Source organism: Amycolatopsis nigrescens CSC17Ta-90 (genome assembly GCF_000384315.1).
GTDB lineage: Bacteria > Actinomycetota > Actinomycetes > Mycobacteriales > Pseudonocardiaceae > Amycolatopsis > Amycolatopsis nigrescens.
This window is the reverse complement of sequence record NZ_ARVW01000001.1, coordinates 4,598,797-4,621,888: the sequence shown is the minus strand read 5'-3', so window position 1 is coordinate 4,621,888 and position 23,092 is coordinate 4,598,797. Positions and strand designations below refer to the sequence as shown.

The window sequence follows — 23,092 nt, the reverse complement described above, 5'->3', positions numbered from 1 at the left end:
GCCGATCATCGCGGGCACTCAGATAGCCGAACGAAGCCGCTCCGCGATCTGCTCGGGAGTCGCGTCGTTGATCCACACCGCCATGCCCGACTCGGAACCGGCCAGGTACTTCAGCTTGTCCGGGGACCGCAGCACGGAGAACAGCTCCAGGTGCAGCCAGCCGAGGTCGCGGTCGCGGTGCACCGGCGCCTGGTGCCAGCCCGCGATGTAGGGCAGCGGCCTGCCGTAGAGCGCGTCGCAGCTGCGCAGCACCCGCAGGTACACCTCGGCGAAGTCGTCGCGCTCGGCGCCGGTCAGCTCCGGCAGGTCCGGCACCTGGCGGTGCGGGACGACCTGCACGTGCACCGGCCAGCGGGCCGCGGGCGGCACGAACGCCGTCCAGTACCGGCCCTCCGCCAGCACCCTGGCGCCGGACGCGCGCTCGGCGGCCAGCACGTCGCCGAGCACCGGCCGGCCGTGTTCGGCGCGGTAGGCGCGGGCCACCTCCAGCATCCGCTCGGTCTTCGGGGTCACGAACGGGTAGCCGTAGATCTGGCCGTGCGGGTGGTGCAGCGTCACCCCGATCTCCTCGCCCCTGTTCTCGAAGGGGAAGACCTGCTCGACACCATCCACAGTGGACAAAAAGCTGGTCCGGTCGGCCCAGGCGTCCAGCACCGTGCGCACCCGGCCGGGGTTCAGCCCGGCGAAGGACCCGTCGTGCTCACTGGTGAAGCAGACCACCTCGCACCGGCCGCGTCCCGGCGCGACCGGTACCAGCGACGCTCCGTCCAAAGTAGACCGCTCACCGGGGACGCCCTGCGCGAAGGAGGGGAACCGGTTCTCGAAGACCGCTACGTCGTAGTCGGACTCCGGGATCTCGCTCGGCTTCCCCGGTTTGCTCGGGCAGAGCGGGCAGAGGTCCGCCGGCGGCTTGTAGGTCCTGGTCTGCCGGTGCGCGGCCATCGCGACCCACTCGCCGGTCAGCGGGTCGAGCCGGATCTCCGAGGCAGCGGCGACCGGCGGCAGGTCCCTGGTGTCCACCGCGACCCGCTCCGGCGCGTCCGGCTTCTCGTCGAAATAGAGGATCTCCCGGCCGTCCGCGAGCCGGCGCGACGTGCGCCTCATGCCTGCTCACCGGCCACGTCGTCCAGCTCGTCCATCGCCACCGGCGCGACCATCAGCTCACCGACCTGCTCGGCGAGCGCGTCGCGCGCGTGCTCGGGCAGGCCGTCGTCGCTGACCACGACATGCGCCTCGTCGAGGTCGGCGATGGTGGAGATGCCCACGGTCCCCCACTTGGTGTGGTCGGCCAGCACGATGAGCCGGCGACCGGCTTCGACCAGCGCGCGGTCCGTCTCGCTCTCGGTGAGGTTCGGGGTGGTAAACCCGGGGCCGTCGGCCATCCCGTGCACCCCGAGGAAGACCAGGTCCAGGTGCAGGCTGCGCAGGCTCTGCACGGCGACCGGCCCGACCAGCGCGTCCGAGGGGGTGCGCACCCCGCCGGTGAGCACCACGGTCCGGTCGCCCTGGCTGGAGCCGCGCAGCACGTCCGCGACCTGGATCGAGTTGGTCACGATGGTCAGGCCGGGCACCGGGTCCAGCGCCCTGGCCAGCGTCCAGGTGGTGGTGCCCGCCGAGATGCCGATCGCGGTGCCGGGGCGGACCAGCCCGGCGGCCACCGACGCGATGGCCTCCTTCTGCGCCCGCTGGCGCACGGACTTCGCCTCGAAGCCGGGCTCGTCGGTGCTCTTGCCGATCACCGAGGTGGCGCCGCCGTAGACCTTCTCCACCAGGCCACGGCTGGCCAGCACGTCCAGGTCCCGGCGCACGGTCATATCGGACACGCCGAGCCTGCCGACCAGGTCGCTCACCCGGACCGCACCGGTTCGCCTTGCCTCTTCGAGAATCACCGCTTGCCGCTGCCGCGCCAGCACGCTCACTCCGTCTCGCAAACACCCCGTTAACTACACAAAATCCTACACGATCAAACATGACGCCGGGGTTAACGTGAGCCGGAAGGTCGCTGACCGAGCCTAACCGGGTGCGCCGGGTAGCCGGATGGTCATCACCGCACCGCCCTCCAGCCCGCGCGCGGCGTAGGCCGCGCCGCCGTGCCGTTCCGCGGCCTGTTTGACGATGGCAAGGCCGAGTCCCGAACCGGGCAAGGTACGCGCCTCGGAGGAACGGTAGAACCGGTCGAACACCTTGGGCAGATCGTCGTCGGCGATGCCCGGCCCCGAGTCGGCGACCTCGATCACCGCGGTGCCGTCGCCGAGCGGGTACATCCGCAGCCGCACCGCGGTGCCCTCCGGGGAGAACTTGACCGCGTTGTCCAGCAGGTTCAGCACCGCCCGCTCCAGCGAGCTGGAGTCGCCGGTGAGCACCCACGGCTGCAGCGCGACATCGAACTCGATCTCCCCGGCCCGGCGGCGGGCCCGGTCCAGCGCCCGCTCCACCACCTCGATCAGCTCGACCCGCTCGAACTCGGCCCGCGGCTCGTCCTGCCGCGCCAGCTCCACCAGGTCGCCGATCAGCTGGGTCAGCTCGTCCAGCTGCCCGCGGATGTCCTCCTCGATATCCGCCCTGTCCCGCTCGGACAGGCTGGGCGCGCCGGAACGGCTTGCGGAGAGCAGCAGCTCGAGATTGGTGCGCAGCGACGTGAGCGGGGTGCGCAGCTCGTGGCCGGCATCCGCGACCAGTTGCCGCTGCCGCTCCTGCGACTCGGCGACGGTGCCGAGCATGGTGTTGAAGCTGTGCGTCAGCCTGGCCAGCTCGTCGTCTCCGCTGACCGGGATCGGCCGCAGGTCACCGGTGCGCGCTACCCGCTCGGTGGCCGAGGTCAGCCGCTCCACCGGGCGCAGGCCGGTGCGGGCCACCGCGGTGCCGGCCAGCGCGGCGACCAGGATGCCGGCCCCGCCGATCAGGAACAGCACCACGGACAGCTCGTTCAAGGTCTGCTTGGTCGGCCCGAGCGACTGCGCGAGCACCATGGCCTGGCCGTCGCCCGCGGGCAGCGCGATCACCCTGGTGTCGGTTTTGACATCGGTGCGGATGGAGTAGTCGGCCGAGCCCTGGGCCACCGCGAGCTCGTCCTTGCCGGTGGGCGGCGGGCTGCCGTCGGTCGGATAGGCGATGTCGTTGCTCGCGTATAGCACCCCGATCTGCAGGTCACTGCTGGTCAGGAAGGCGCCGGGAATCGAGCGCAGCCTGGACTGCACCGGCGGGGTCTTCACCGCGGCCTGCGCGCGGGTGACCAGCGAGTCGTCCACCTGCTGGTAGAGGTTGTCCCGGACGGTCCAGTAGGCGCCGAGCGCGGCCAGCGCGACCACGCCGGCCACACAGGCCGCGGCCAGCATCGCGACCCGGAACCTGAGCGAGAACTGCCGCTTCGGCCCCTTTTCCGCCTCGGTCACGTCGAGCGAGGTCACGCTTTGGCTCACGGCGGGGTTTCCCGCAGCACGTAGCCCACTCCGCGCACGGTGTGGATCAGCCTCGGCTCGCCGTCGGCCTCGGTCTTGCGCCGCAGGTAGCCGACGTAGACCTCCAGCGCGTTACCGGAGGTCGGGAAGTCGTAGCCCCACACCTCCTCCAAGATCCGTCCCCTGGTGAGCACGTGCTTCGGGTAGGAGAGGAACAGTTCGAGCAGCGCGAACTCGGTCCTGGTCAGGCTGATCTCCCGCTCCCCGCGGCGCACCTCGCGGGTGCCGGGGTCCAGCGTGAGATCGGCGAAGGACAGCACCTCGGCGTCCGGCCCCGGCTGGGCCTCCGGGCTGGCGCGGCGCAGCAGCGCCCGGAGCCTGGCGAGCAGCTCCTCCAGCGCGAACGGCTTCGGCAGGTAGTCGTCGGCACCGGCGTCAAGGCCGGACACCCGGTCGGAGACCGTGTCGCGCGCGGTCAGCACCAGGATCGGCAGGTCGTCGCCGGTGCTGCGCAGCCGGCGGGCCACCTCCAGGCCGTCCAGTCTCGGCATCATCACGTCGAGCACCATCGCGTCCGGCCGGTTGGCCACGATCGACTCCAGTGCCTGTGCCCCGTCGTGGGCCAGCTCGACCTGGTAGCCGTTGAACTCCAGCGAGCGCCGCAACGACTCACGAACGGCCCGGTCGTCGTCGACAACGAGAATGCGCATGGCCACAGTCTTACCCGCCGTGCTGAGACCGGCCTTAGAACACGCTGAATTCACGCATGGGGGTTTATCTTGCTCAGCCGCGCGCGACCGGCGCGTTCCAGCGCCGCCAGAGCGCCAGCACCCTGATCGCCACCACGGTCACCGCGGCGACCACGGTGACCGGCCCCGGCGGCAGCCGCAGCAGCTGGCCGAGGCCGACCAGCACGGCGCCGGCCAGCGCCGCCACCGCGTAGATCTCCTTGCGCAGCACCAGCGGGATCTCCCGCAGCAGCAGGTCACGCAGGGCGCCGCCGCCGATGCCGGTGGTCATCCCGATCAGGCAAGCGGTGTACACCGGGGTGCCGGCGGCCAGCGCGGTGGACGTGCCGGCGGTGGCGAAGACCCCCAACCCGAGCGCGTCCGCGAGCAGCACCGCCCGGCGCAGCCTGGCCACCTGCGGATGGAAAGCGAACACGAGCAGCGCGGTCGCCGCACCGACCGCGAGGTAGGGCCACGTGCGCAAGGTCACCGGCGGATGCACGCCGAGCAGCACGTCGCGGATGATGCCGCCGCCGAGCGCGGTGGTCAGGCCGAGCACCACCACGCCGAACAGGTCAAGCCGCGCCCGCACCGCGGCCAGCGCGCCAGAGGCCGCGAAGGCCACCAGGCCCACCATCTCCAGCGCGGCCAGCACCGCTACTGATCCAGCAGCCCACCGCGATAGGCGAGCAACGCGGCCTGCACCCGGTTCGCCGCGCCGATCTTGGACAGCACCGCGGAGACATAGCCCTTGACGGTGGCCTCGGACAGATGCAGCTGCCCGCCGATCTCGGCGTTGGACAGGCCCTGCCCGATCAGCGCGACCACCTCGCGCTCCCGCTCGGACAGCGAGGCGAGCAGCTTGCGCGCCGGCTGCGCGGCACGCTGCTCGTCGCGGTGGGACTGGACCATCCTGGCGGCCACCCCGGGGTCGAGCACCGCGCCGCCACGGGCCAGGTCGCGCACCGCCCGCAGCAGGGCCGCCGGGTCGACGTCCTTGAGCAGGAAGCCGTTCGCGCCAAGTTGCAGGGCGAGGCTGACGTACTCGTCGATGTCGAAGGTGGTCAGCATGGCCACCCTCGGCGGGTCCGGCAGCGCCAGTATCGCGCGCAGCGCCCTGATCCCGTCGTCCGGCGCGCGCATCTTGATGTCCAGCAGCACCACGTCGGGATGCAGCCGGCGAACCGCCTCGACCGCCGATCTGCCGTCGCTCGCCTCGCCGACCACCTCAATGTCCGGCGCCCCGGCCATCATCGCGCGCAGGCCCGATCGGACCAGTTCCTCGTCGTCGGCGAACATGAGCTTGATCAACGAAGCCCTCCGGCAGCCGTGGAGCGGTTTCCCCGCGTTCCGTGCAGGGAAGGCTACCTAGTGGGATTGGCAGATCCGAAACGAACCACACCCGAGTCACCCTCAACGCCCAGCCCACCCCGGCGCCCGCTAGGCTGTCGGCAGCTGCACATGCCCTCGTAGCTCAGGGGATAGAGCGTTCGCCTCCTAAGCGAAGGGTCGCAGGTTCGAATCCTGCCGAGGGCACCGATCCAGGCAATGTGCGAACCTTTCGCTCCGTAGTCGCGCCTGGTGACGCGGCTGCGGAGCGTTGGGTTGGCACATTGGCCGCGTCGGGGATGATGAACGTGGGCGCAGCCGTTTCGCGGCTGGTGATGTCGACTCGGTGGACGAAGGTCTGCATGACGCGGCGGAGGGCTTCGTCGCTGCCAGCGTCGGCTGCGGCTTCGATGTCCGCGCGGAGGGTTTCCAGGGCAGTGGGGTCGGGCATTTCCGGTGTGGCGGCTTCGTCCACCAGCAGTCCGAGTTCGTCGCGGCGGGCGCGTTGTTCAGTGAGCTGGGTGGCGAGTTTCTTGACTCGGGGCGAGCAGGTGTCCTCGTCCATCGTGCCGTTCTCGAACGCGTTGAGGTAGCGGTCGATGGCGTCCTCGTTCTTGGTGATGTCGCGTTCGAGGGCGGAGAGTTCGGCGGTGTAGGTGGCGCGCTGGTCCTCGACCTCGCTGGTGGTATTGGCCAGGCTCTGCGCGATGAGGTCGCTGCGGGTCAGGGTGTCCAGCAGTGAGGTCAGTACGGCGTGTTCGAGTTAGTCGGCGGGCAGCCGGTCGGCGGAGCAGTGTTCGGTGCCGTAGCGGTGCCGGGTGAAGCAGGTGTAGTAGCGGTACCGGTACTTGTTGCCTTTCGCCGCTGTGCCGAGGTAGCGCTTGCCGCAGTGGCTGCAGAACAGGCGCCCGGCGAGGTGGTAGTCGGAGTTGGCGACGGCGCGGTGGGTGGTGGCGTCGCCGCGGGCGTCGAGGATGTCCTGGGCGTCGTTGAATAGCTTCTCGCCGATGATCGCCGGGTGGTGGTCTTCGGCTTTGTACCAGCGGTCGCGGAACCAAATTTCGCCGAGGTAGGTGCGGTTGCGCAGTACGGTGAGCACGGCGGCTTGGGACCAGGGGTTCCCGGCTTTGGTGCGGTAGCCGTCGGCGGTGAGGCGTTTGGCAATGGCGGCTGCACCGAGTTTGTCGCGGACATAGGTAGTGAAGATGCGTTCCACGACGGGCTTCTCGTCGTCGATGATGGTGAGCTTGCCGCTGCTGCCGACTTCGTAGCCGTGGGGACGGTAGCCGCCGGGCCATTCGCCTCGGGCGGCTTTGCGTTCCATGCCGTTGATGACGCGGTCGATGATGGTGGCGCGTTCGAACTCGGCGAACACCGCCAGCATCTGCACCATCATGCGTCCGGCGGGGGTGGCGGTGTCGAAGGGTTCGGTCGCGGACCGGAACGCCGCGCCCGCGTCTTCGAGGTCGGCGAGGATCTCCGACAGGCCCCGGATGGATCGGGATAGCCGGTCCACGCGGTAGACCAGCAGCACGTCGAATTTTCCGGCCCTGGCGGCAGCCAGGGCGCGTTTCAGGGCGGGCCGGTCGGTGGTGGCCCCGGATTTCTCGTCGATGTAGGGCTTGCCGACGAGTTCCCAGTTGTCTTGCGAGGTGACGTAGTTGCACAGCTTGAGGTGTTGGGCTTCCAGCGAGAAGGGCTGGTGCAGCTCGTCGGTGGAGATCCGCAGGTAGATCGCCACCCGCAACGGTTGACTGTTCCCCTCTTCGGCGCCGATAGTCGTCTGTGGCTGGGTGGCCTGCTGGGTCCGAACCCGGGGGCGCCGCTGGCGGCGCTTGGGCGCGGTGGGTGCCGACATCACCGCACCGCCCGGCGACGCACCTGCCTGCGGCGCACCCGCTCGCGGTGCTCGTGCTCGTACTGGGCGAGGGTGACCATGAGCTGGGTGAGCATCCGGCCGGTGAGGCTGGTGGTGTCGAAGTGCGGTTCGGTGGCCGACCGGAACGCCACGCCCGCGTCGTCCAGCTCGGTGAGGATCTCGCTCAGCTCGTTCAGCGACCGGGAGACCTGGCTGACGCTGCGGACGAGGAGCAGGTCGAACTTGCCGGCGCGGGCGTCGGTGAGCGCGCGCCGCAGCTCGGGGCGGGTGGCCAGCGGGCCGGGTTGGGAGTCGCGGTAGGTGCGGCGGATCTGCCGCCAGGTGGGGTGTGCGTCGAGGCAGGCGCGGATCGCGGTGGTGATGCCGGTGTCGACGAGGTAGACCGCGACGCGGGTCCGCGAGGTGCGCGGTGCCGGATCGGGTTGCGGCGCGTGGTGGTGGCTCATGAGACCGTCCCTTGGTGACGTCGTTGGCCCCAGGCCGGTCGGCCTGGGGCCAACGACGAACGCTCGACTCCTCGGTAAAGAGCAAGCTGCTTTGTTCAGGTGCTTCGGCGGTGGTCACCGCGCTCGGCGAGGCGCTGCTGATGCCGCTGCTGGAACGACTCGTCCGCCAGCACCTCTGCCAGCCACTGCGCGAGCACGGCGACCGCGGCGGGCCGATCGGCCTCGGGCATCGGCAGCACGGTCGGCGGCTCGACGGTCACCTCCGGCCGGCGGTAACTACGTCGTCCGCCGCTCACTGAGACGGCCCGTCGGCAGACGCCGCGCCTAGCCGCTGCGGTCCAACTTCTGCTGGCTGCGTTCGGCGCCCCGGGTGGAGCCGGTAGTAGCTGCCCCAGAACTGCGCGGGGCCGACCAGCGCGGGGTGGGCTTGATCCAGCGACCAGGTCCACTGCCGCGGGGGTTGCGGGACTCCGCGGTGGGTGCGGCCGTGGACAACATAGCCCAGATAGGCCGGATTGGTAAGCAGCCCGCGCACGACCTTGACCGTCCACCGTCCCGGCGGCGGGTAGAGGTCGGGCTCGGCCGCCAAGCGTGCGGCGATCGCGGACGGCCCGTGTCCGTTGAGGTACCAGCCGAAGATCACCGGAACAACGTGGGCGCGGTCTTCGTCGGGCTCGAGACGCCGGAGCGTGCGGGTGCGCCCGTCGTCGTCGGTGATGCGATGGAGGTGGACCTGGTAGCCATACGGTGGCGGTCCCGCCCACCATCCGTCGATCGCGTCGAGGTAGCGGCGGTACCACGCGCGGAACGCGAGTTCGTGTTGATAGTCGCGGATCGCCGCGGTCTCCAGACGGTGCCGTTCTTGCACGAAGACCGGCCACGCCAGCTCGCACACGAGGTGGTAAAGCCAGGTGCGCACCGGGCGGGGCTTGTCCTTAACAGACGCGCTCCACGGTGCCCACCCGTCGTCGTGTTCCACGACGACGGGAGCGTCGTGGTTGGTGCCGGTCGACCGTGCCGGCGGTGTGATCGTCATCAGCTCGACGCTCCCCTCGGATCGCGGCGGCGGGCGAGGGGCTCGTGGGTGAGGTGCCAGCACCAGCAGCGGTGACAGCGGTAGGTGCGGCATGCCAGACGCCGACCCGGACGCGGGCGGGACCAGATGTGGCCCAGCACCTGGTCGGCCTGCGCGCGACTGCCATACGCCCGCAGGCCGGAAGCACACTGCACGCGCCGCAAGAACCGCGGGAGCCGCTGCCGGGGAAGCCGCTGGCGACGGCCACCTCGCGGTCGCTCTCGCCCGTGTGGCACGCCCTGGGCGGGCGGCGCGGCGCGATCGAGACCGACCGCCGTCTCCATGCCCATCACGACCGCACCCCGGCCGAGCCCCCGGCGCCCCCACCGTCCACACTGTCGGCGTCCGGCATAGACCGAGATCCGCTCTCCGGGCCGGCGCGACGGTGCTTCAGTTTTCCTGAACTCGGGCAGGTCCGGCTGACGCGGAGAACCAGCACATCCTCGTGCGCTATCACCCAGGCGGGCACTCCACGGTCACGGAGCTTGCGCACATAGTCGAGCTGGAAGAACGACGAGCGCGGGACGAGCTTGCCGTCGCGGAGTCCGGCGAGCAGGCCGACGCAGCGTTGGACGGGGTCGAGTCCGGCGTTGATCGCGGCGTCGAGTGTGAGTGATGGGAAGTCGATGAGTTCGCCGTCGATGCGGAAGGGCCGGGTGGTGATGGCCACGACGCCGCCGGGGCGCAGTAGCGGTACGGCGCGGCGCAGGATGTCGGTGAACCCGCGCAGCAACATCGGCAGGCTGCGGTGCGCGAGGTTCGCCCGGTCGCGGCCGTAGCGGTTGTCGTGCTTGCGCACCGGGCGGTGCCCGGGTGCGTGCACCTGGCCGTGGACGCTGGCCCCGTAGGGCGGGGAGGTCACCAGCAACCCGGCCCGCCCGGCGTAGCGCTCGGCGAGGTCGGGCAGCACCTGGCGGGCGTCGCCGACGTGCACCGCACCGCGACCGGTTGTTTCCTCTTGTAGGGCGGCGAGGGTGAGGTTGGCTTCGGTGACCTCGGCCCAGCGGTGTTCGTACTCGATGCCGAGGGCGTCGCGGCCTTTGCGGACGGCTTCGACCAGGGTGGTGCCGACCCCGCACATGGGGTCGAGGACGAGATCGCCGGGCGCGGTGAAGGTGTCGATGGCGTGCCGCGCGATGGCGGGCAGCATCTTCGCCGGATGCGCTGTGCCTTCGGGCACGTACCGGTCACCGCGTTGGGTGCGCGCGGGTTGCTGGGCGGTCGGCCACACGGTGACCGGAAGCTCAACCAGGGCGTCGCTGCCGCGGGTCAGCGCCTGCTGCGGAATCGGCTCGTGGGTGCTCATCGGGCGGCGCCTCCGAAGTCGGTGTGGAACACGAGCAGGTCGGTGTGGGCGTCGGCGTGCACCGCGTCGGCGGGCAGCGTGACCGAGGCCGGCGGACTCGAGATCAGAAGCCGGTCACCCTGGACGTGGGCGAGCACGGCGATGATGTGCTGGAGGTAGGTCAGCCCGGCGTTGGTCGCGGCGGTGACCACCGCCCCGGCGTGGTCGGCGAACCGGCCCTGCCCGGCCGGGTTGCGGGTGGCCACGGCGAGCACCCCGCCGGGCGCCAGCCAGCGCGCCCAGGACAGGTAGGGCTGGCCGTCGGTGTCGATCCACGGGGCGGGCAACTCGGCGGCCAGCAGCAAGTCCACCGAGCCGGGTTCGGGCGTGCGCGCGCCACCGCCGACCTGGTTACGGCGGCTACCGACGGTGATGGTCTCGGGGTCGACGCAGAGCACCGTGCGGTCGCCGACCGTGTCGGCGACCGCGGCGATCCGGGCGGCGTCCGGCCCGGTCACCGCGACCGTGTTCCCGCGCGTGGTGAAGGCGATCACGGCCTGAGTGACCAAGCTGCGGGTGAGCCCCTCGATCAGCGGCGGCAGGCCATGCTCGTCGCCCGGGGCGGGTGCGCACAGCCAGATTCCCAGCGGCACGGCTGCGGTTTTCCGCGGCCGTGGTTGCGGGTGTGTGTCGATTTCTGTTGCGGTATCCGGCGTGAAGGGAACAACGCTCATTGTGGAGTGTCCTCGCAATTCGCGGTTGCGGGCTCTGACACTGTTCTAAAAGGGGTTTTTTGTGCCGGATTTTGCAGACGAGTTTGAACTTTTTTCTCTGGGCGTGCGGCGCGCTCTGCTCGGTGGCGTGCCGCTGCAGTCCGCCCACGGCCGATCCCGAGTGTCGCGGCGACTCCTGCGACCGCCCTGAGGGGTCGAGACCACGAGTGCGTGTACCCCGGCCAGAAGCGTCTCCGTCCGCGTCAGCACGAGGCGCGGCCCGGCAGGCGCGCCCGCCCTTGTCGAGCCCTCGCCACCGCGCGCCGCGGGCGGCCTGCGCACCGAGGCACCGGATCGGTCACCCTGGCGGATCCGCTCCGCGAAGCGATCGCTTCCAGTGCCCAGTGCTCGCGCCCGGAGGTGACAGCCAGGGCACCTGTTCGCGCCCGAGATGCACGGGCTGAGACCGGACAACACCCGCCCCAACGGCGGCATCGCCTGCGAGCGTGGCGCCCGGTGCGCGAGCGTCATCCCGACCGCGAGACGCGCCGCACATCCTTCCGTCGCCACGGTCGAGCCACCGCGAACTCCGGGTTCGGACGGTGGCGGCGCACCGACGCCACTTGCCCGCTGGCACCGCTGCGAACCGCGACGCAACGACCGCACCAAGCGCGCACGCATCGTGTGTCCACCGGCGCCGCCGGGGCGATCACCCAACTCGACCGAGGGCGCCGCCGACGGTGCCCACGGGGCCGTGCCGGGCGATCGGTCGCGGGCCGGTGTTCACCCCCCGAGCCCGGCCCACTGCGGCCCCACTGCGGCACGCTCCGCCGTGGCCTTCTCCCGTGCCTGCCTGCGCACGCAATCAGCCTGCAAGCGGCTCGGCAACCGGGTGTTCAAGATTCTTTCGCGGACCTCGTCGGCGGGATCGTCCACCGCGAGACACACCCCTTACGGATTCCTTGCACCGCAGCTCAGAGGGGTACGCGAGTCCGCTCGGCACCCGGCGATGAGCAGCCGGGGTGATCCCTTGCGGTTTCCTTGCACCCCGAATTTCAAGATCAACAGGTAAGGAAAGCGCAAGCAGTGTCCGGCGGCATGGACGGCGTCAAGTGATCACGCCGTTTCCCACCCGCTATGTCGGGTGGACCGGCTCGCACAAGGGAGTCCCGCGATGCCGACCACGCCACCCCCCGACGCCCCTCGCCCGGGGCCCTCTCGTGTCAACGGCCTCCGCACCCACCGTCACGATCGTGACCCCGACTCCGGGGCGGTCGAATCCACCTCGGCGATGAACGCCGCGGAGTCAGCGTTCCGTCTGTTGTGCACCGGCCCGCAGCCACTCACCATCGACTGCGCGCGCATCGGACACGGGTTGCCGCGCCAGCGCGTGCCGTTGGTCGAGCTGCGCAACCTACTGCTGGCTCGGGCGACCACGAAGGCCGCGCGGGAGGCCGTGTGGCGCCAACTGGTGATCGCCGCGCAGAACGACGGTCCGGCGTGGGTGCTCGGCGCAGTCGGCGTCGCGCTGCCCGGGCTGCGCAAGGCCGCCGGCAAGCTGATGAAGGACTACACCGGCGACCCTGACGACATCGACTCCGAGGTGCTGGCGGGGTTCACCGCCCGGCTCAAGGAAGTCGACCCGGACGCGGGGTCACTGGCCACACGGCTGGTGCAGGCAGCCCAGAGCGCCGGGGCCACGGTACGCGCGGCCGAGTGGGACTACGCCACCCGCACGACGCCGCAGTGGGAGTCGTTCGAACCACGCCAGCCCGACCAGGGACACGAAGATCTGGTGCTCGCCGAGGCGGTCCGCGAGCACGTGCTCACCGCCGACGAAGCCTCCCTGATCCTGTCGACCCGCCTCGAGGACATGCGCCTGCACAAGGCCGCCGAAGAACTCGGCGAGTCGTATTTCCGAGTTCTTCGCGCCCGGAAAAAGGCCGAGGCCGCACTCCTTTCCTGGCTCGACTGTCGAGCGCCCGAAAAAAAGTCGGAACCCGTCTGCAAAAAAACGACCTGAAACCCCCTTTTAGAACAGTGTGAGGGGAATCAGGTCGAGAACCGGGCACACGGCCACCACGGCAGACGCCCGCCACCGCCGCACCCACCGGGCACCCCGGGCCGCGGGGCCGGTGGCCGGCTCCCTGATTCCCCTCACCTCCACCGCGCCCACCCGCCACCGGTGTCCTCGGGAGGGATCCTGGATGTTGCTGCGATCACCGCGCCACCCGCGCGGCACACCCCCACGAACGCTACGCACCGTCACCCTCCTCGGCGCGGTTGTTGCGGTGCTGCTCGTCGCCGCCGTGCCCGCGTCGGCCGCCCCGCTCGTCCTCGCCGCGCCTCCCGGCTCGTTGGATCAGGTCATCACCAACCTGCGCGACTTCCTGATCGGTCTGCTGGTCGGGCTGGCCACCCTCTTCCTGACGATCGGCGGTGTCCGCTACTTGGCCGCGGACGGTGATCCGGGGGAGGTCGAGCGGGCGAAGAAGAGTCTGCGCAATGCCTTGATCGGCTACGGCTTTGCGATGCTCGCGCCGCTGATCGTCAACGTTCTTCGGGGCTTGGTGGGCTGACCGATGACGACGCCTAACACCTCAACCACCAGCGCTACCCAACGCCTTGCTCGGCGCGTGGCCGCGCGGCTGCGCATTACGGTGCCGGCCGGGCTCGTCTGCGCGTTCGTCGCGGCACTGCTGACCGCTTCCTCCGGGCACGCGCAGGCGCAGCCGCCGGTGCTGCCGCTGCCGCCGGTGGCTACCCCTGGCCCGGAGATTCCGTTGCCGTCTCCTCCGCCCGCACCGACGCCGGTGCCGCCGACGGTGAACCCGTCGGTTCCGCTCCCGCTGCCGCCGAACCCCGACGCAGGGTGGCCGAGCGAGCTTCCCCCACCCCCGAGCCCAGGCGGGTCAGTGCCAACGTGGAACCCGCCGCTTCCGCCTCCGTCGAGCTCGGCGCAGCAGCCGCCGCCGATCGTGGTCGACCCGAACCAGCCGGTGGCACCGGCACCGCCGCCGCAGCAGGGGCCGCAGCCAGAAGCCGAGTCCAATGAGTGCGGGTGGCTGGACATCGTGTGCAAGGCCGGGCAGGCGATCAACAAGTGGTTCACCAACCTGGTCACCTCGGCGATGGACCCGGTGCTCGACCTGGTCGGCCGGACCTCGATGACCACCCCGAACCTCGCGGGCAACGCGCAGATCTCCCAGTTGTGGGACATCACCCGGTGGGTGGCGAACTCGCTGTTCATCCTGTTCGTGATCGTCGGCGGGATCGTGGTCGCCAGCCATGAGACGTTGCAGACCCGGGTGACGGTGAAGGAGACGCTGCCGCGGATCGTGGTCGGCTTCATCGCCGTCAACGCCTCGCTGTCGCTGGTCGGACTCGCGATCACCTTCGTCAACGGGATCGCCACCGGGATCCTGGCCGGCGACTCCTCCGGCAGCATCAGCACGGGTGTGAAAGACGAGATCCACCGCCAGCTCGACCAGGGCGGGATCTTCATGATCCTGATCGCCCTCGTCGTACTGGTCCTGGCCGTGGTCCTGTTGGCGCTGTACGTCGTGCGGCTGACGATCACCATCGTCATCGTCGTGGCCGGGCCACTCGCGCTGGTCTGCCACGCCTCGCCTTATACCGAGGGCATCGCCAAGCTCTGGTGGCGGGCGCTGTTCGGGGTGCTGGCGATCCAGGTGTTGCAGGCGATCACGCTGGTCGTGTTCGTGAAGGTGTTCTTCGTCCAAGGCACCTCCGGCCCCGGCGCCCACCAACTGCTCGGCGTCTCGGGCGGGCTGATGAACCTGGTCATCTCAGTCGTCCTGCTGTTCATCCTGATCAAAATCCCCAGCTGGGTGATGCAGCAAGTCGGCCTTGGCGGGCGGTCGACGATCGCCTCGATCGTGAAGTACGCACTGCTCGCCAAGGGCCTCGGGATGCTCGGCGTCGGCAAGGGCGCCGGTGCCGCCGCAACTCGCGGCAGGAGCGGTCGCTCCGGTTCCGGTGACGCATCGGCACGGTCGCGGGGTCGTGGCCCGACCGGTGGCCCGCGTTCCGGCGGTGCGGCGCCCCGTCGCCGCGCTGGCGCGGGCGGGCCGCGCATGGCCCACGGTGCCGCACGGGCAGCGCGGGAGCGGGCTGCCCACGCGTGGGCCGCGCCCGCACGCATGGCCCGCGATGCGCGTGCTGCCGCCCGCGACCGCAAGCAGCCACTCAGCGATGGCGGGTTCACCCCGACCTCCCGCGCGTACATGCCCGCACCTATGGCGGCCACGCCGACCGCGGCCAGCGTGGCGCCACCGATCGAGTCCACCCGCTGGGGTTCACCGGATCCCCGACGCCGCTCCGCTCCCTCTCCTGCCAGAGCGGGGGCGCGATCGGCGGCGGCGCGGACGCCGCGCCCGGCGACCGCGAGCCAAGCACGCGACCGAACCATGCCCCGCGCGGCTCCGGCCGCGCACAGGACGCCGGTGTCAAACCAGCCGCCCCGCTTTCAGACACCCACGTTCCAAGCGCCCGGTGCTGCGCCGTCCACGCCGAGCGCGGCGACGGGACGGGGCGGGCGCGCCGGCAAAGCCACCGGTGCGGCGCGGCAGCCGGGTGCGCCGCGGGCCGGGGCGGCGAAGCCCACACCACGCACTCCGAAGAAGAGAGGTCGCTGATGCGCAGCGATGAGGACGTACCGATGTCGGCGCGGGTGCCTGCCGATGTGGAGAAACCGGACAAGATCGTGTTCGGGTTGACCGCGCGGCAGGCCGCGATCCTCGCCGTCACCGGCCTGCTGCTGTGGGCCGGCTACCAGGCCACGCACAGCTTCGTGTCGCCGGTGGTGTTCGCCGCGGTGGCGATCCCGATCGCTGGGCTCGCGTTCGCGGTGGTGACTGTGCGCCGGGACGGGCTCACGTTGGATGCCTGGCTGCTGGCCGCGCTGAAGCAGCGGCGGAGTCCGAAGCGGCTGGTGCCTGCCGACAGCGTGCGCGGCGACAGCGTGCCCGACGCGCCCGCCTGGGTGGGAGTCAAGGCCGGGCCGCTGCCCGCGCCGCTGCGGCTTCCCGCGGAGGCGATCTCGGTCGAGGGCGTGATCGATCTCGGTGAGCAGGGCACGGCGCACGCGGCGGCCTGCTCCACGGTGAACTTCGGGCTGCGCACCGCCGGGGAGCAGAACAGCCTCATCGGCGGGTTTTCCCGCTGGCTGCACTCGCTGTCGGGTCCAGTGCAGATCGTCGTGCGCGCCCAGCACCTCGACCTGGAGCCCTATTTGGATGTGCTCGCCGACGAGGCCGGCGGGCTTCCCCACCCCGCGCTGGAAGCGGCGTGCCTGGGGCATGTGGAGTTCCTGCGTGAGCTTTCGGCCAGCCGGGATTTGTTGCGTCGCCACGTCACGGTCGTCTTACGCCAACCCGTCACCGGACGGCACGGCCGCGACGTGAGCGCGGCGCAGACCGTGGCCCGCCGTGCGCAGGAGGCGGCTCGGGCGTTGCGGGGGTGCGAGGTCGTGGTCGCCCCGCTCGACGGTGCCCAGGCTCATGCCGTGCTCGGTGCCGCGGCCGACCCCAACGGTGGGCCGCAGGCCACCCGCGTGGGCACCGCCTCCGGCGTGGTCACCGCCCACCCCGACTTGCTTCACCTTGCCGATAGCGACACCGCCGCCGAGGACGTGGAGGTCTAAGCGATGAACTCACAGAGCACCAGCGGCCTCCTGCGCCGCGCTGCCCGCCGCGTACTCGACCGCACCCCGCAGTCCGGCGCTGCCGGGACCGGGGCGGGGGCGGTGGCCGGGCCGGACGGGGTCGAAGTCGGGCCGCGCTCGCTGCGCGTCGGGGACGGCTACACCGCCACCCTCGCGATCACCGGGTATCCGGCCGAAGTCGGCGCCGGGTGGCTGGAGCCGCTCCTGTCCTACCCAGGCCGGCTGGATGTCGCGTTGCACGTCGACCCGATCCACCCCGCGACCGCGGCGAAACGGCTGCGTAGGCAACGAGGCCGGTTAGAGTCCGCGCGCAACTCTCTGGCGGAGAAACGCAGACTGGACGACCCGGAGACCGACGCCGCCGCGGCCGACGCCGCGGACATGGCCTTCGCGTTGGCGCGCGGCGAGTCGAAGCTGTTCCGGGTCGGGCTGTATCTCACGGTGCACGCCCCCACGCGCGAGGATCTCGACGCCGAGGTCGAGGAGGTCCGGTCGCTGGCGTCCTCGCTGCTGCTGGACGCGCAGCCGGCGGCGTGGCGGTCGGTGCAGGGCTGGACCTCCACCCTGCCGCTCGGGGTCGACCTGCTCGGGATGCGCCGCACCCTCGACACCCCCGCCCTCGCTGCGAGTTTCCCCTTCACCAGCCCTGATCTGCCCGCGGCGGATCCGTCGCCGCACGCCCCGCTGACCGGCCGGTTGTATGGCGTCAACGCCTCCAGCAACGGGTTGGTGTTGTGGGATCGCTGGAGCTGCGACAACTACAACTCCGTGATTCTGGCCACGAGCGGCGCGGGGAAGTCGTACTTCACCAAGCTCGAAGCGCTGCGCTCGCTCTACCCGGATCCGCACCGGCCTACGCCCGAGGGCGAGGTCGGGGTGCAGGTGTTCGTCATCGACCCCGAAGACGAATACCAGCGCCTTGCCGAGGCGGTCGGCGGCACCTACCTGCACCTCGGCGCGCCGGATGTCCGGCTCAATCCGTTTGACCTTCCGGCCGGGGCGCAGCGGATCCCGGACGCGCTGACTCGCCGGTCGCTGTTCATCCACACCCTGCTCGCGGTCATGCTGGGCGAGCCGTTGACACCGGCTGAGCGGGCGGTGCTCGACCGGGCGGTCACCGCGACCTACGCCCGGGTCGGGATCACCGCCGACCGCCGCACCTGGAGCAGGCCCGCGCCGCTGCTCGCGGACCTCGCCGAGGTCCTCACCGACGACAGCACCGAGACCGGAGACCCAGCCGGTACCGATCTGGCCGCACGGCTCACGCCGTATGTGTCGGGCTCGTTCTCCGGCTTGTTCGACGGCCCGACCACGCGTGCGCCGGACGGGCATCTGGTGGCGATCTCGTTGCGGGACCTGCCCGACGAGCTCAAGTCGGTCGGCACGCTGATCGCGCTCGATGCGGTGTGGCGGCGCGTGCTCGACCCGCACCACCGGCGCCGCCGCCTGGTTGTGGTCGATGAGGCGTGGTTGTTGATGCACCAGCCCGAAGCGGCGAAGTTCCTCTACCGGCTGGCGAAGTCGGCGCGCAAGTATTGGGCCGGGCTGGCGTTCGTCTCCCAGGACGCCGGAGACGTCCTCTCCAGCGACTTGGGCAAGGCGATCGTGTCCAACGCCTCGACGCAAGTCCTGTTGCGACAGTCCACTCAGGCCATCGACACCATCGCCGACGCCTTCCGCCTGTCCGATGGGGAACGCGCTTATCTGCTCGCCGCGGGACCGGGTGAAGCGCTCCTGGTCTCCGGCACGAATCGAGTTGCCTTTCACGCCTTGGCTTCCGACGAGGAAGACCGCTTGATCACGACAAACCCGGAGTTCCTGTCAGAAATCCTGACCGACGCAGAGGACGACCTCGAACCATGAGCGCAACCTCGAACACTCTCGCCTCGATCACCAACCCTACGTCTGGGATTGCCGACGCGCTCACCACGGCCGCCGAACGCGCCGGCGCGTGGATACAGCAGCATCTCGTGCTGCTGATCGTGCTCGCCGTTCTCACTGCCGCCTGCCTCGCCGTGCTGGCAAGGCTGCGGCTCTTGGCGCGGCGCCGGTGGTACGCGGGGGCGCGGGTGGTGACCGTGTTGCCCCCGGCCGGACTCGACCCCGCCGTCGCGGTGGCCGGGGCGCGCCGGTTGTGGTGGGACCTGCCCAGCCTCGCCCCGCCCCGTTGGAAACGGCTCTTCGCGGGGGTGCCGCACCTGGCCGTCGAGTACCACCTCGCTGGGGGCGAGGACCTCGCCGTTCGCCTGTGGCTGCCGGGGCCGGTGCCGACCAGCCGGATCGATGCCGCGCTGCGCGCCGCCTGGCCCGGCACCCTAGTCCTCGACCACGCCCCCACCACGTCCCGATCCGGGCAGGACGGCGAGTCGGCGCCCGCGGGCATGGCGGGGCTGGTGGTCACCGGGGGCACCGTGCGCCCGGAACGGCCCGAGCACCTGCCGCTGCGCGTCCCCGACCCGCGCGACGAGTCCGTCGATCCCTTGCGGGCGCTGGAAGCGGTGACCGGGCAACTCGCCGACGGCGAGTCCGCGGTGGTGCAAATCCTGGCCCGGCCCGCGGTCGGCCGCCGATTGCGCCGCTACCGCCACACCGTGGACCGGTTGCACTCCGGCCGCCCGGGCCGCCGCTCCGCGCTGGCCAGCTTCGTGTCGGTGCTGACGCGCGAGCTGATGGAGATCGTCACCGGCAGCAAGTCCACCGCCAGCACCCACGGCACCAGCGAGACGCCGCGGCGACTGGACCCGCAGCAGACCGAGGAACTGCGCGAGATCCGCAGCAAGAAGCAGCAGCCGCAATGGGAGGTCGTACTGCGCTACTACGCCGCCACCACCGCCCACGGCCCGCAGGCCGCCGACCGAGTCCGCGGGATCGCCGACTCGCTGTTCGGTGCCTTCGCGCTGCTAGCGGGGCGCAACGCCCTGGCCCGCCACCGCCTGCCCAGACCCCGGGTCGTGATCGCTGCGCGGCGACTGCGGCGCGGTGCGCTGCTGTCGGCCGGGGAGCTGTCGGCGCTGGCGCACCTGCCTGCCCGCACCGAGGCGCTGGCCAGCGGCCAGGCCCGCAGCGTGCCCGCGCCCCCGCACACCACCCGCCGCATCTGACTGCCCGCAGCGAGAGGAGTTGTCGTTGCCCACCACCAAGAAGCCCGCATCGACTGTCCGAGGCACGGACTCCGCGGAGGTGGCTGGTCCGGCGCGGCTCACGCTGCGCCCGGCCAGTGACCGCCGCCGCCGTGCGCCGAAACCGCTCGGGATCACCGACGCCGGGCCAGCACGGCGCGTGGTGCTGCCCGTGGTCGATGCCCGCCACCACCTGCACCTCGCGGGCACCACCGGCAAAGGCAAGTCGACCGAGTTGCTGAACCTCGCGCTCGCCGACATCGACGCCGGGCGCGGAGTCGCCGTGATCGAGCCTCGCGGCGATCTCATCCGGGACCTGCTCGACCGGATGCCCGAAGAGGCCGGCGAGCGGCTTGTGCTCATCGACCCCGACGAACAGCTCGCTCCCGCGGCGCTGAACGTGCTGGACCCGGCCGGGCTCGGCGGCGAGACCGTCGCCGAGCACCTGGTGTCCACCCTGCACCGCATCTACCAGGCGTGGTGGGGGCCGCGGGTCGAAGACACCCTGCGCGCCGCGGCCTACACCCTCACCGGGCGGCCCGGGTCCACCCTGGCCGACATTCCGCTGCTGCTCACCCATTCCCGCTTCCGCAAGGAAGCCACCCGCCGCATCCGGCGGGAAGACCCCACCGGGATCGGGGCGTTCTGGAGCGCCTACGACAAGCTCACCCCCTCAGCTGCGGCGCAGCAGGCGGGTCCGGTGCTGTCCAAGCTGCGCGCGGTCACCGCCCGCCGTTTCGTCGCCGACCTCTACGGCACAGCCACCAGTTCCTTCGATCCGGCTGACATCCTCGACGGCGGGATCCTGCTCGCCCGCCTACCCAAGGGTGAGCTCGGTGAAGATTCTGCGCGGCTGGTCGGGTCGTTGCTGGTGGCCTCGCTGTGGCAGGCCGCGACCGGCCGGTCACACCAACCCGAGCACATGCGCGCGGACGCCGCCATCCTGATCGACGAGGCGCAGAACTTCCTGAACCTGCCCACCCCGCTCGGGGACGCGCTGGCCGAGTCCCGCGGCTACCACGTCGGCTGGATCCTCGCCCACCAGCACCTCGACCAACTCACCCCCGCCCTGGCCAAGGCGCTGGACGCCAACGCCCGCAACAAGCTGTTCTTCGGCGTCTCCCCGGACGACGCGCGGCATTTGGCCGCGCACGTCGGCCCGCACCTCGACGCCGGCGACCTCACCCGGCTGGCCCGCTACCAAGCCGCCTGCCGGTTATCGGTCGACAACCGCGACACCACCGGCTTCACCCTCCGCACCCAACCACCGCCGCCCGTGATCGACGGACGGGCCGACGAGCTGCGCGCCGCGGCCCGTGCGCATGGCATCGACCGGGCGACCCGCGACCGCGCCCGCAGTCGCCGCACCTTCGCCACCCGCGCCCCGTACGACGACACCGACGTCGATCGTGACGACGACCTCGACTGAGGCACATCCAGGGCGCACTGGTCGTCACCCCGCAGGCCGTGACTGGAGGATTCCTATGTCTGACAACGAAAACACGCCCACACCGAGCGCTCGGGCGCGTCGGCGGGTTCGCTACCGGGGCGGGGCCGCCGACCCGGTCGAGCTGGCGTCCCGGCTCACCGAGCGGGACCGAGCCCTGCTGCGGCTGCTGGATGAGCACCGCGTCCTCACCAGCAACCAGATCGCGCAGCTGCTGCCGTATCCGAACCTCAACCGGGCACAGCGGCGCCTGCTCAGTTTGTGGCACTGGCATGTGCTCGACCGGTTCCGCCACCCAGCCGCGAACGGGTCGCTCACCGGCTGGCGCTACACCCTCGGCGTCGCCGGACACGGCGTGCTCGCCGCCATGCGCGGGCTCGCCCCGGCCCGGCCCAGCTCCGTGCGTGAGCAGGTTCTGCGCCTGGCCACCGACCCCCGGCTGGCGCACCTGCTCGGCATCAACGACGTCCTCGCCGCCCTCGCCGCACACACCCGCAACGGCGACGCGGAGTTGCGGTTGTGGCACGGCGAACGCACTGCCGCCGCTGACTGCGGTGGCCTGGCCCGGCCCGACGCTGTGATCGTCTACCGCGAGCACGGCACCACGCTGGTGGCCTGTTACGAGCACGACACCGGCACCGAACCCCTCACCCGCGTAGTCGAGAAACTCGACGGCTACGCCGAACTCGCCCGCGCCGGCGGCCCCCACCCCGCACGGAAAACCCAGCAACGCCACGGGTTTTGGGTGCTGTTCGGACTCCACTCACCCGCCCGCGAAGCCAACCTCCGTGACCGGTTGGCCGCGGCCGAGCACACCGGACCCGCGCTGGCCGACGGGGACGTCGGCTGGCACATCGCCACCGCCAGCGCCAACGACCTCGCCACCCCGGCCGGGCCGGTCTGGCTGCCGCTGCACGCCCACCAACGGCAACACCTGGCCGACCTCGCCCGCACCCGCGTCGACAGATGAGGAGGACCGCGTGAAAGCCAGCGTGAAACTCGCCGTAGCCGCAGGCTGCGTAGCGCTCGCGCCCGTCCTGTTCCTCTCCGCCACCCTCGGCGCGATCCTGGGCACCGACAGCGCCAGCAGCTCGGGCGACGTAGTTGCCTGCTCCACAACCGGTACACCGACCGGCAGCGTGGCCGGGTACGGGCCCGACCAGATGGCCAACGCCGCCACCATCGTCGCCGTCGGCAAACAGCGGGGCGTCCCCGAGTATGGGTGGGTTATCGCCATCGCCACGGCCATCACCGAGTCCGGTCTCCGCAACCTCGACTTTGGAGATCGGGACTCCCTGGGGCTGTTCCAGCAGCGGCCCTCGATGGGCTGGGGCAGCGCACAGCAAGTCACTGATCCCACTTACGCCGCCGGCCAGTTCTACCAGCACCTGCTCGCGCTACCGAACTGGCAACAGATGGGACTCGCTCCCGCCGCGCAGGCCGTGCAAGCCTCCGGCTTCCCCGACCGGTACGCCAAATTCGAACCCGACGCACGGCAGATCGTCGGCGCGCTCACCGGAGTCTCCTGCGCCCCCACCGGGCCGAGCAGCGGAGGCTGGGTCGCACCGACCGCGGGACGCTGCACCTCGGGCTTCGGGCCACGAGGCGGAGAATTCCACCGCGGACAAGATATCGCCGCGCCGATCGGCACCCCGGTCGTGGCCGCCAGCGGAGGGCGCGTGATCGCCTCCGGCCCGGCCAGCGGCTACGGCCTGTGGATCCGCATCGAACACACAGGCGGGGTGATCACCACCTACGGGCACAACAACCGCAACCTCGTCACCACCGGCCAGACCGTCCAACCCGGTCAGCCGATCGCCGAGGTCGGCAACCGGGGCGCATCCACCGGCGCGCACCTGCACTTCCAAGTCGAGCCGGGCGGACAACCCGCTGATCCGAAGGTCTTCTACCGGCAGCACAACGGGCCGGCGCTGTGCGGCACTTAGGCGAACACCGCAAGATCCGAGGCGGGCGTTCGATGAACAAG

Annotated in this window: 22 protein-coding genes and 1 tRNA gene; 11 read left to right on the top strand and 12 right to left on the bottom strand. The window is 71.1% G+C overall.

From position 1 onward, the window contains the following. Positions 1-18: 18 nt before the first annotated feature. The 6 genes from galT to AMYNI_RS0122010 all read right to left on the bottom strand — a co-directional run bounded on the left by galT (position 19) and on the right by AMYNI_RS0122010 (position 5,437). Positions 19-1,104, bottom strand: a complete 1,086-nt coding sequence (gene galT, locus AMYNI_RS0122035) for a galactose-1-phosphate uridylyltransferase (RefSeq protein WP_020670221.1) — start codon at positions 1,102-1,104, stop codon at positions 19-21. Further along, complete coding sequence (locus AMYNI_RS0122030) at positions 1,101-1,913, bottom strand: DeoR/GlpR family DNA-binding transcription regulator (RefSeq protein WP_026360761.1); 813 nt, start codon at positions 1,911-1,913, stop codon at positions 1,101-1,103. Before AMYNI_RS0122030 ends, galT begins: the two co-directional genes overlap by 4 nt. A gap of 99 nt (positions 1,914-2,012) precedes the next feature. Further along, on the bottom strand, positions 2,013-3,419 hold the full coding sequence (locus AMYNI_RS0122025) for a sensor histidine kinase (RefSeq protein ID WP_020670219.1): 1,407 nt from the start codon (positions 3,417-3,419) through the stop codon (positions 2,013-2,015). Continuing rightward, on the bottom strand, positions 3,416-4,108 hold the full coding sequence (locus AMYNI_RS0122020; RefSeq protein ID WP_020670218.1) for a response regulator transcription factor: 693 nt from the start codon (positions 4,106-4,108) through the stop codon (positions 3,416-3,418). The genes AMYNI_RS0122025 and AMYNI_RS0122020 overlap by 4 nt, the downstream gene beginning before the upstream one ends. Positions 4,109-4,181: 73 nt before the next feature. Beyond that, on the bottom strand, positions 4,182-4,763 hold the full coding sequence (locus AMYNI_RS0122015; protein WP_040407175.1) for a trimeric intracellular cation channel family protein: 582 nt from the start codon (positions 4,761-4,763) through the stop codon (positions 4,182-4,184). 20 nt (positions 4,764-4,783) lie between these two features. Further along, the gene (locus AMYNI_RS0122010) at positions 4,784-5,437 is read right to left on the bottom strand and encodes a response regulator (protein ID WP_020670216.1); all 654 of its coding nucleotides are present in this window, start codon (positions 5,435-5,437) and stop codon (positions 4,784-4,786) included. A 152-nt stretch (positions 5,438-5,589) separates the two neighbouring features. On the opposite strand from AMYNI_RS0122010, the gene AMYNI_RS0122005 reads away from it, so the two are divergent. Together AMYNI_RS0122005 and AMYNI_RS47370 are read left to right on the top strand one after the other, a co-directional pair. Next, positions 5,590-5,662 (top strand) — tRNA-Arg (locus tag AMYNI_RS0122005). A gap of 139 nt (positions 5,663-5,801) precedes the next feature. Then, positions 5,802-6,197 (top strand): hypothetical protein, encoded by a 396-nt coding sequence (locus AMYNI_RS47370; RefSeq protein WP_020670215.1) that lies wholly within the window; start codon positions 5,802-5,804, stop codon positions 6,195-6,197. Between the two features lie 21 nt (positions 6,198-6,218). Here the strand turns inward: AMYNI_RS47370 and AMYNI_RS47365 are convergent, their stop codons facing one another. The 6 genes from AMYNI_RS47365 to AMYNI_RS45080 all read right to left on the bottom strand — a co-directional run bounded on the left by AMYNI_RS47365 (position 6,219) and on the right by AMYNI_RS45080 (position 10,793). Continuing rightward, entirely contained in the window at positions 6,219-7,313 is a 1,095-nt protein-coding gene (locus AMYNI_RS47365) for a recombinase family protein (protein ID WP_084628430.1), read from the bottom strand. Next, positions 7,313-7,780, bottom strand: a complete 468-nt coding sequence (locus AMYNI_RS0121995; RefSeq protein ID WP_020670213.1) for a recombinase family protein — start codon at positions 7,778-7,780, stop codon at positions 7,313-7,315. Before AMYNI_RS0121995 ends, AMYNI_RS47365 begins: the two co-directional genes overlap by 1 nt. A gap of 95 nt (positions 7,781-7,875) precedes the next feature. Continuing rightward, positions 7,876-8,076 carry a hypothetical protein gene (locus tag AMYNI_RS49180; RefSeq protein ID WP_157357446.1) on the bottom strand — a complete coding sequence of 67 codons (201 nt, stop codon included), beginning with the start codon at positions 8,074-8,076 and terminating at the stop codon, positions 7,876-7,878. After that, positions 8,073-8,816 (bottom strand): recombinase family protein, encoded by a 744-nt coding sequence (locus AMYNI_RS0121985; RefSeq protein ID WP_020670211.1) that lies wholly within the window; start codon positions 8,814-8,816, stop codon positions 8,073-8,075. The genes AMYNI_RS49180 and AMYNI_RS0121985 overlap by 4 nt, the downstream gene beginning before the upstream one ends. A 328-nt stretch (positions 8,817-9,144) precedes the next feature. Next, positions 9,145-10,161, bottom strand: a complete 1,017-nt coding sequence (locus tag AMYNI_RS50550; protein ID WP_020670210.1) for a TRM11 family SAM-dependent methyltransferase — start codon at positions 10,159-10,161, stop codon at positions 9,145-9,147. Next, positions 10,158-10,793 (bottom strand): class I SAM-dependent methyltransferase, encoded by a 636-nt coding sequence (locus AMYNI_RS45080; RefSeq protein WP_020670209.1) that lies wholly within the window; start codon positions 10,791-10,793, stop codon positions 10,158-10,160. The genes AMYNI_RS50550 and AMYNI_RS45080 overlap by 4 nt, the downstream gene beginning before the upstream one ends. 1,351 nt (positions 10,794-12,144) lie before the next feature. Between AMYNI_RS45080 and AMYNI_RS0121960 the strand changes: the two genes are divergently transcribed. The 9 genes from AMYNI_RS0121960 to AMYNI_RS0121910 all read left to right on the top strand — a co-directional run bounded on the left by AMYNI_RS0121960 (position 12,145) and on the right by AMYNI_RS0121910 (position 23,051). Next, positions 12,145-12,876 carry a hypothetical protein gene (locus AMYNI_RS0121960; RefSeq protein WP_020670207.1) on the top strand — a complete coding sequence of 244 codons (732 nt, stop codon included), beginning with the start codon at positions 12,145-12,147 and terminating at the stop codon, positions 12,874-12,876. A 184-nt stretch (positions 12,877-13,060) separates the two neighbouring features. After that, the gene (locus AMYNI_RS0121950; RefSeq protein ID WP_245573972.1) at positions 13,061-13,432 is read left to right on the top strand and encodes a pilin; all 372 of its coding nucleotides are present in this window, start codon (positions 13,061-13,063) and stop codon (positions 13,430-13,432) included. Between the two features lie 57 nt (positions 13,433-13,489). Beyond that, positions 13,490-15,511: a TrbL/VirB6 family protein gene (locus tag AMYNI_RS49175; RefSeq protein WP_157357445.1), complete on the top strand. Its 2,022-nt coding sequence runs from the start codon at positions 13,490-13,492 to the stop codon at positions 15,509-15,511. Further along, positions 15,511-16,518: a PrgI family protein gene (locus AMYNI_RS45075; RefSeq protein WP_020670203.1), complete on the top strand. Its 1,008-nt coding sequence runs from the start codon at positions 15,511-15,513 to the stop codon at positions 16,516-16,518. The genes AMYNI_RS49175 and AMYNI_RS45075 overlap by 1 nt, the downstream gene beginning before the upstream one ends. Positions 16,519-16,521: 3 nt before the next feature. Then, positions 16,522-18,402, top strand: a complete 1,881-nt coding sequence (locus AMYNI_RS0121930; RefSeq protein WP_020670202.1) for a VirB4 family type IV secretion system protein — start codon at positions 16,522-16,524, stop codon at positions 18,400-18,402. Beyond that, on the top strand, positions 18,399-19,640 hold the full coding sequence (locus tag AMYNI_RS0121925) for a hypothetical protein (protein ID WP_026360754.1): 1,242 nt from the start codon (positions 18,399-18,401) through the stop codon (positions 19,638-19,640). The genes AMYNI_RS0121930 and AMYNI_RS0121925 overlap by 4 nt, the downstream gene beginning before the upstream one ends. A 25-nt stretch (positions 19,641-19,665) precedes the next feature. Next, entirely contained in the window at positions 19,666-21,087 is a 1,422-nt protein-coding gene (locus AMYNI_RS45070; protein ID WP_051116351.1) for a type IV secretory system conjugative DNA transfer family protein, read from the top strand. Positions 21,088-21,142: 55 nt separating this feature from the next. Further along, positions 21,143-22,075 (top strand): replication-relaxation family protein, encoded by a 933-nt coding sequence (locus tag AMYNI_RS0121915; RefSeq protein WP_020670201.1) that lies wholly within the window; start codon positions 21,143-21,145, stop codon positions 22,073-22,075. 10 nt (positions 22,076-22,085) lie between these two features. Then, complete coding sequence (locus AMYNI_RS0121910; RefSeq protein ID WP_020670200.1) at positions 22,086-23,051, top strand: M23 family metallopeptidase; 966 nt, start codon at positions 22,086-22,088, stop codon at positions 23,049-23,051. The last annotated feature ends 41 nt before the right edge of the window (positions 23,052-23,092 follow it).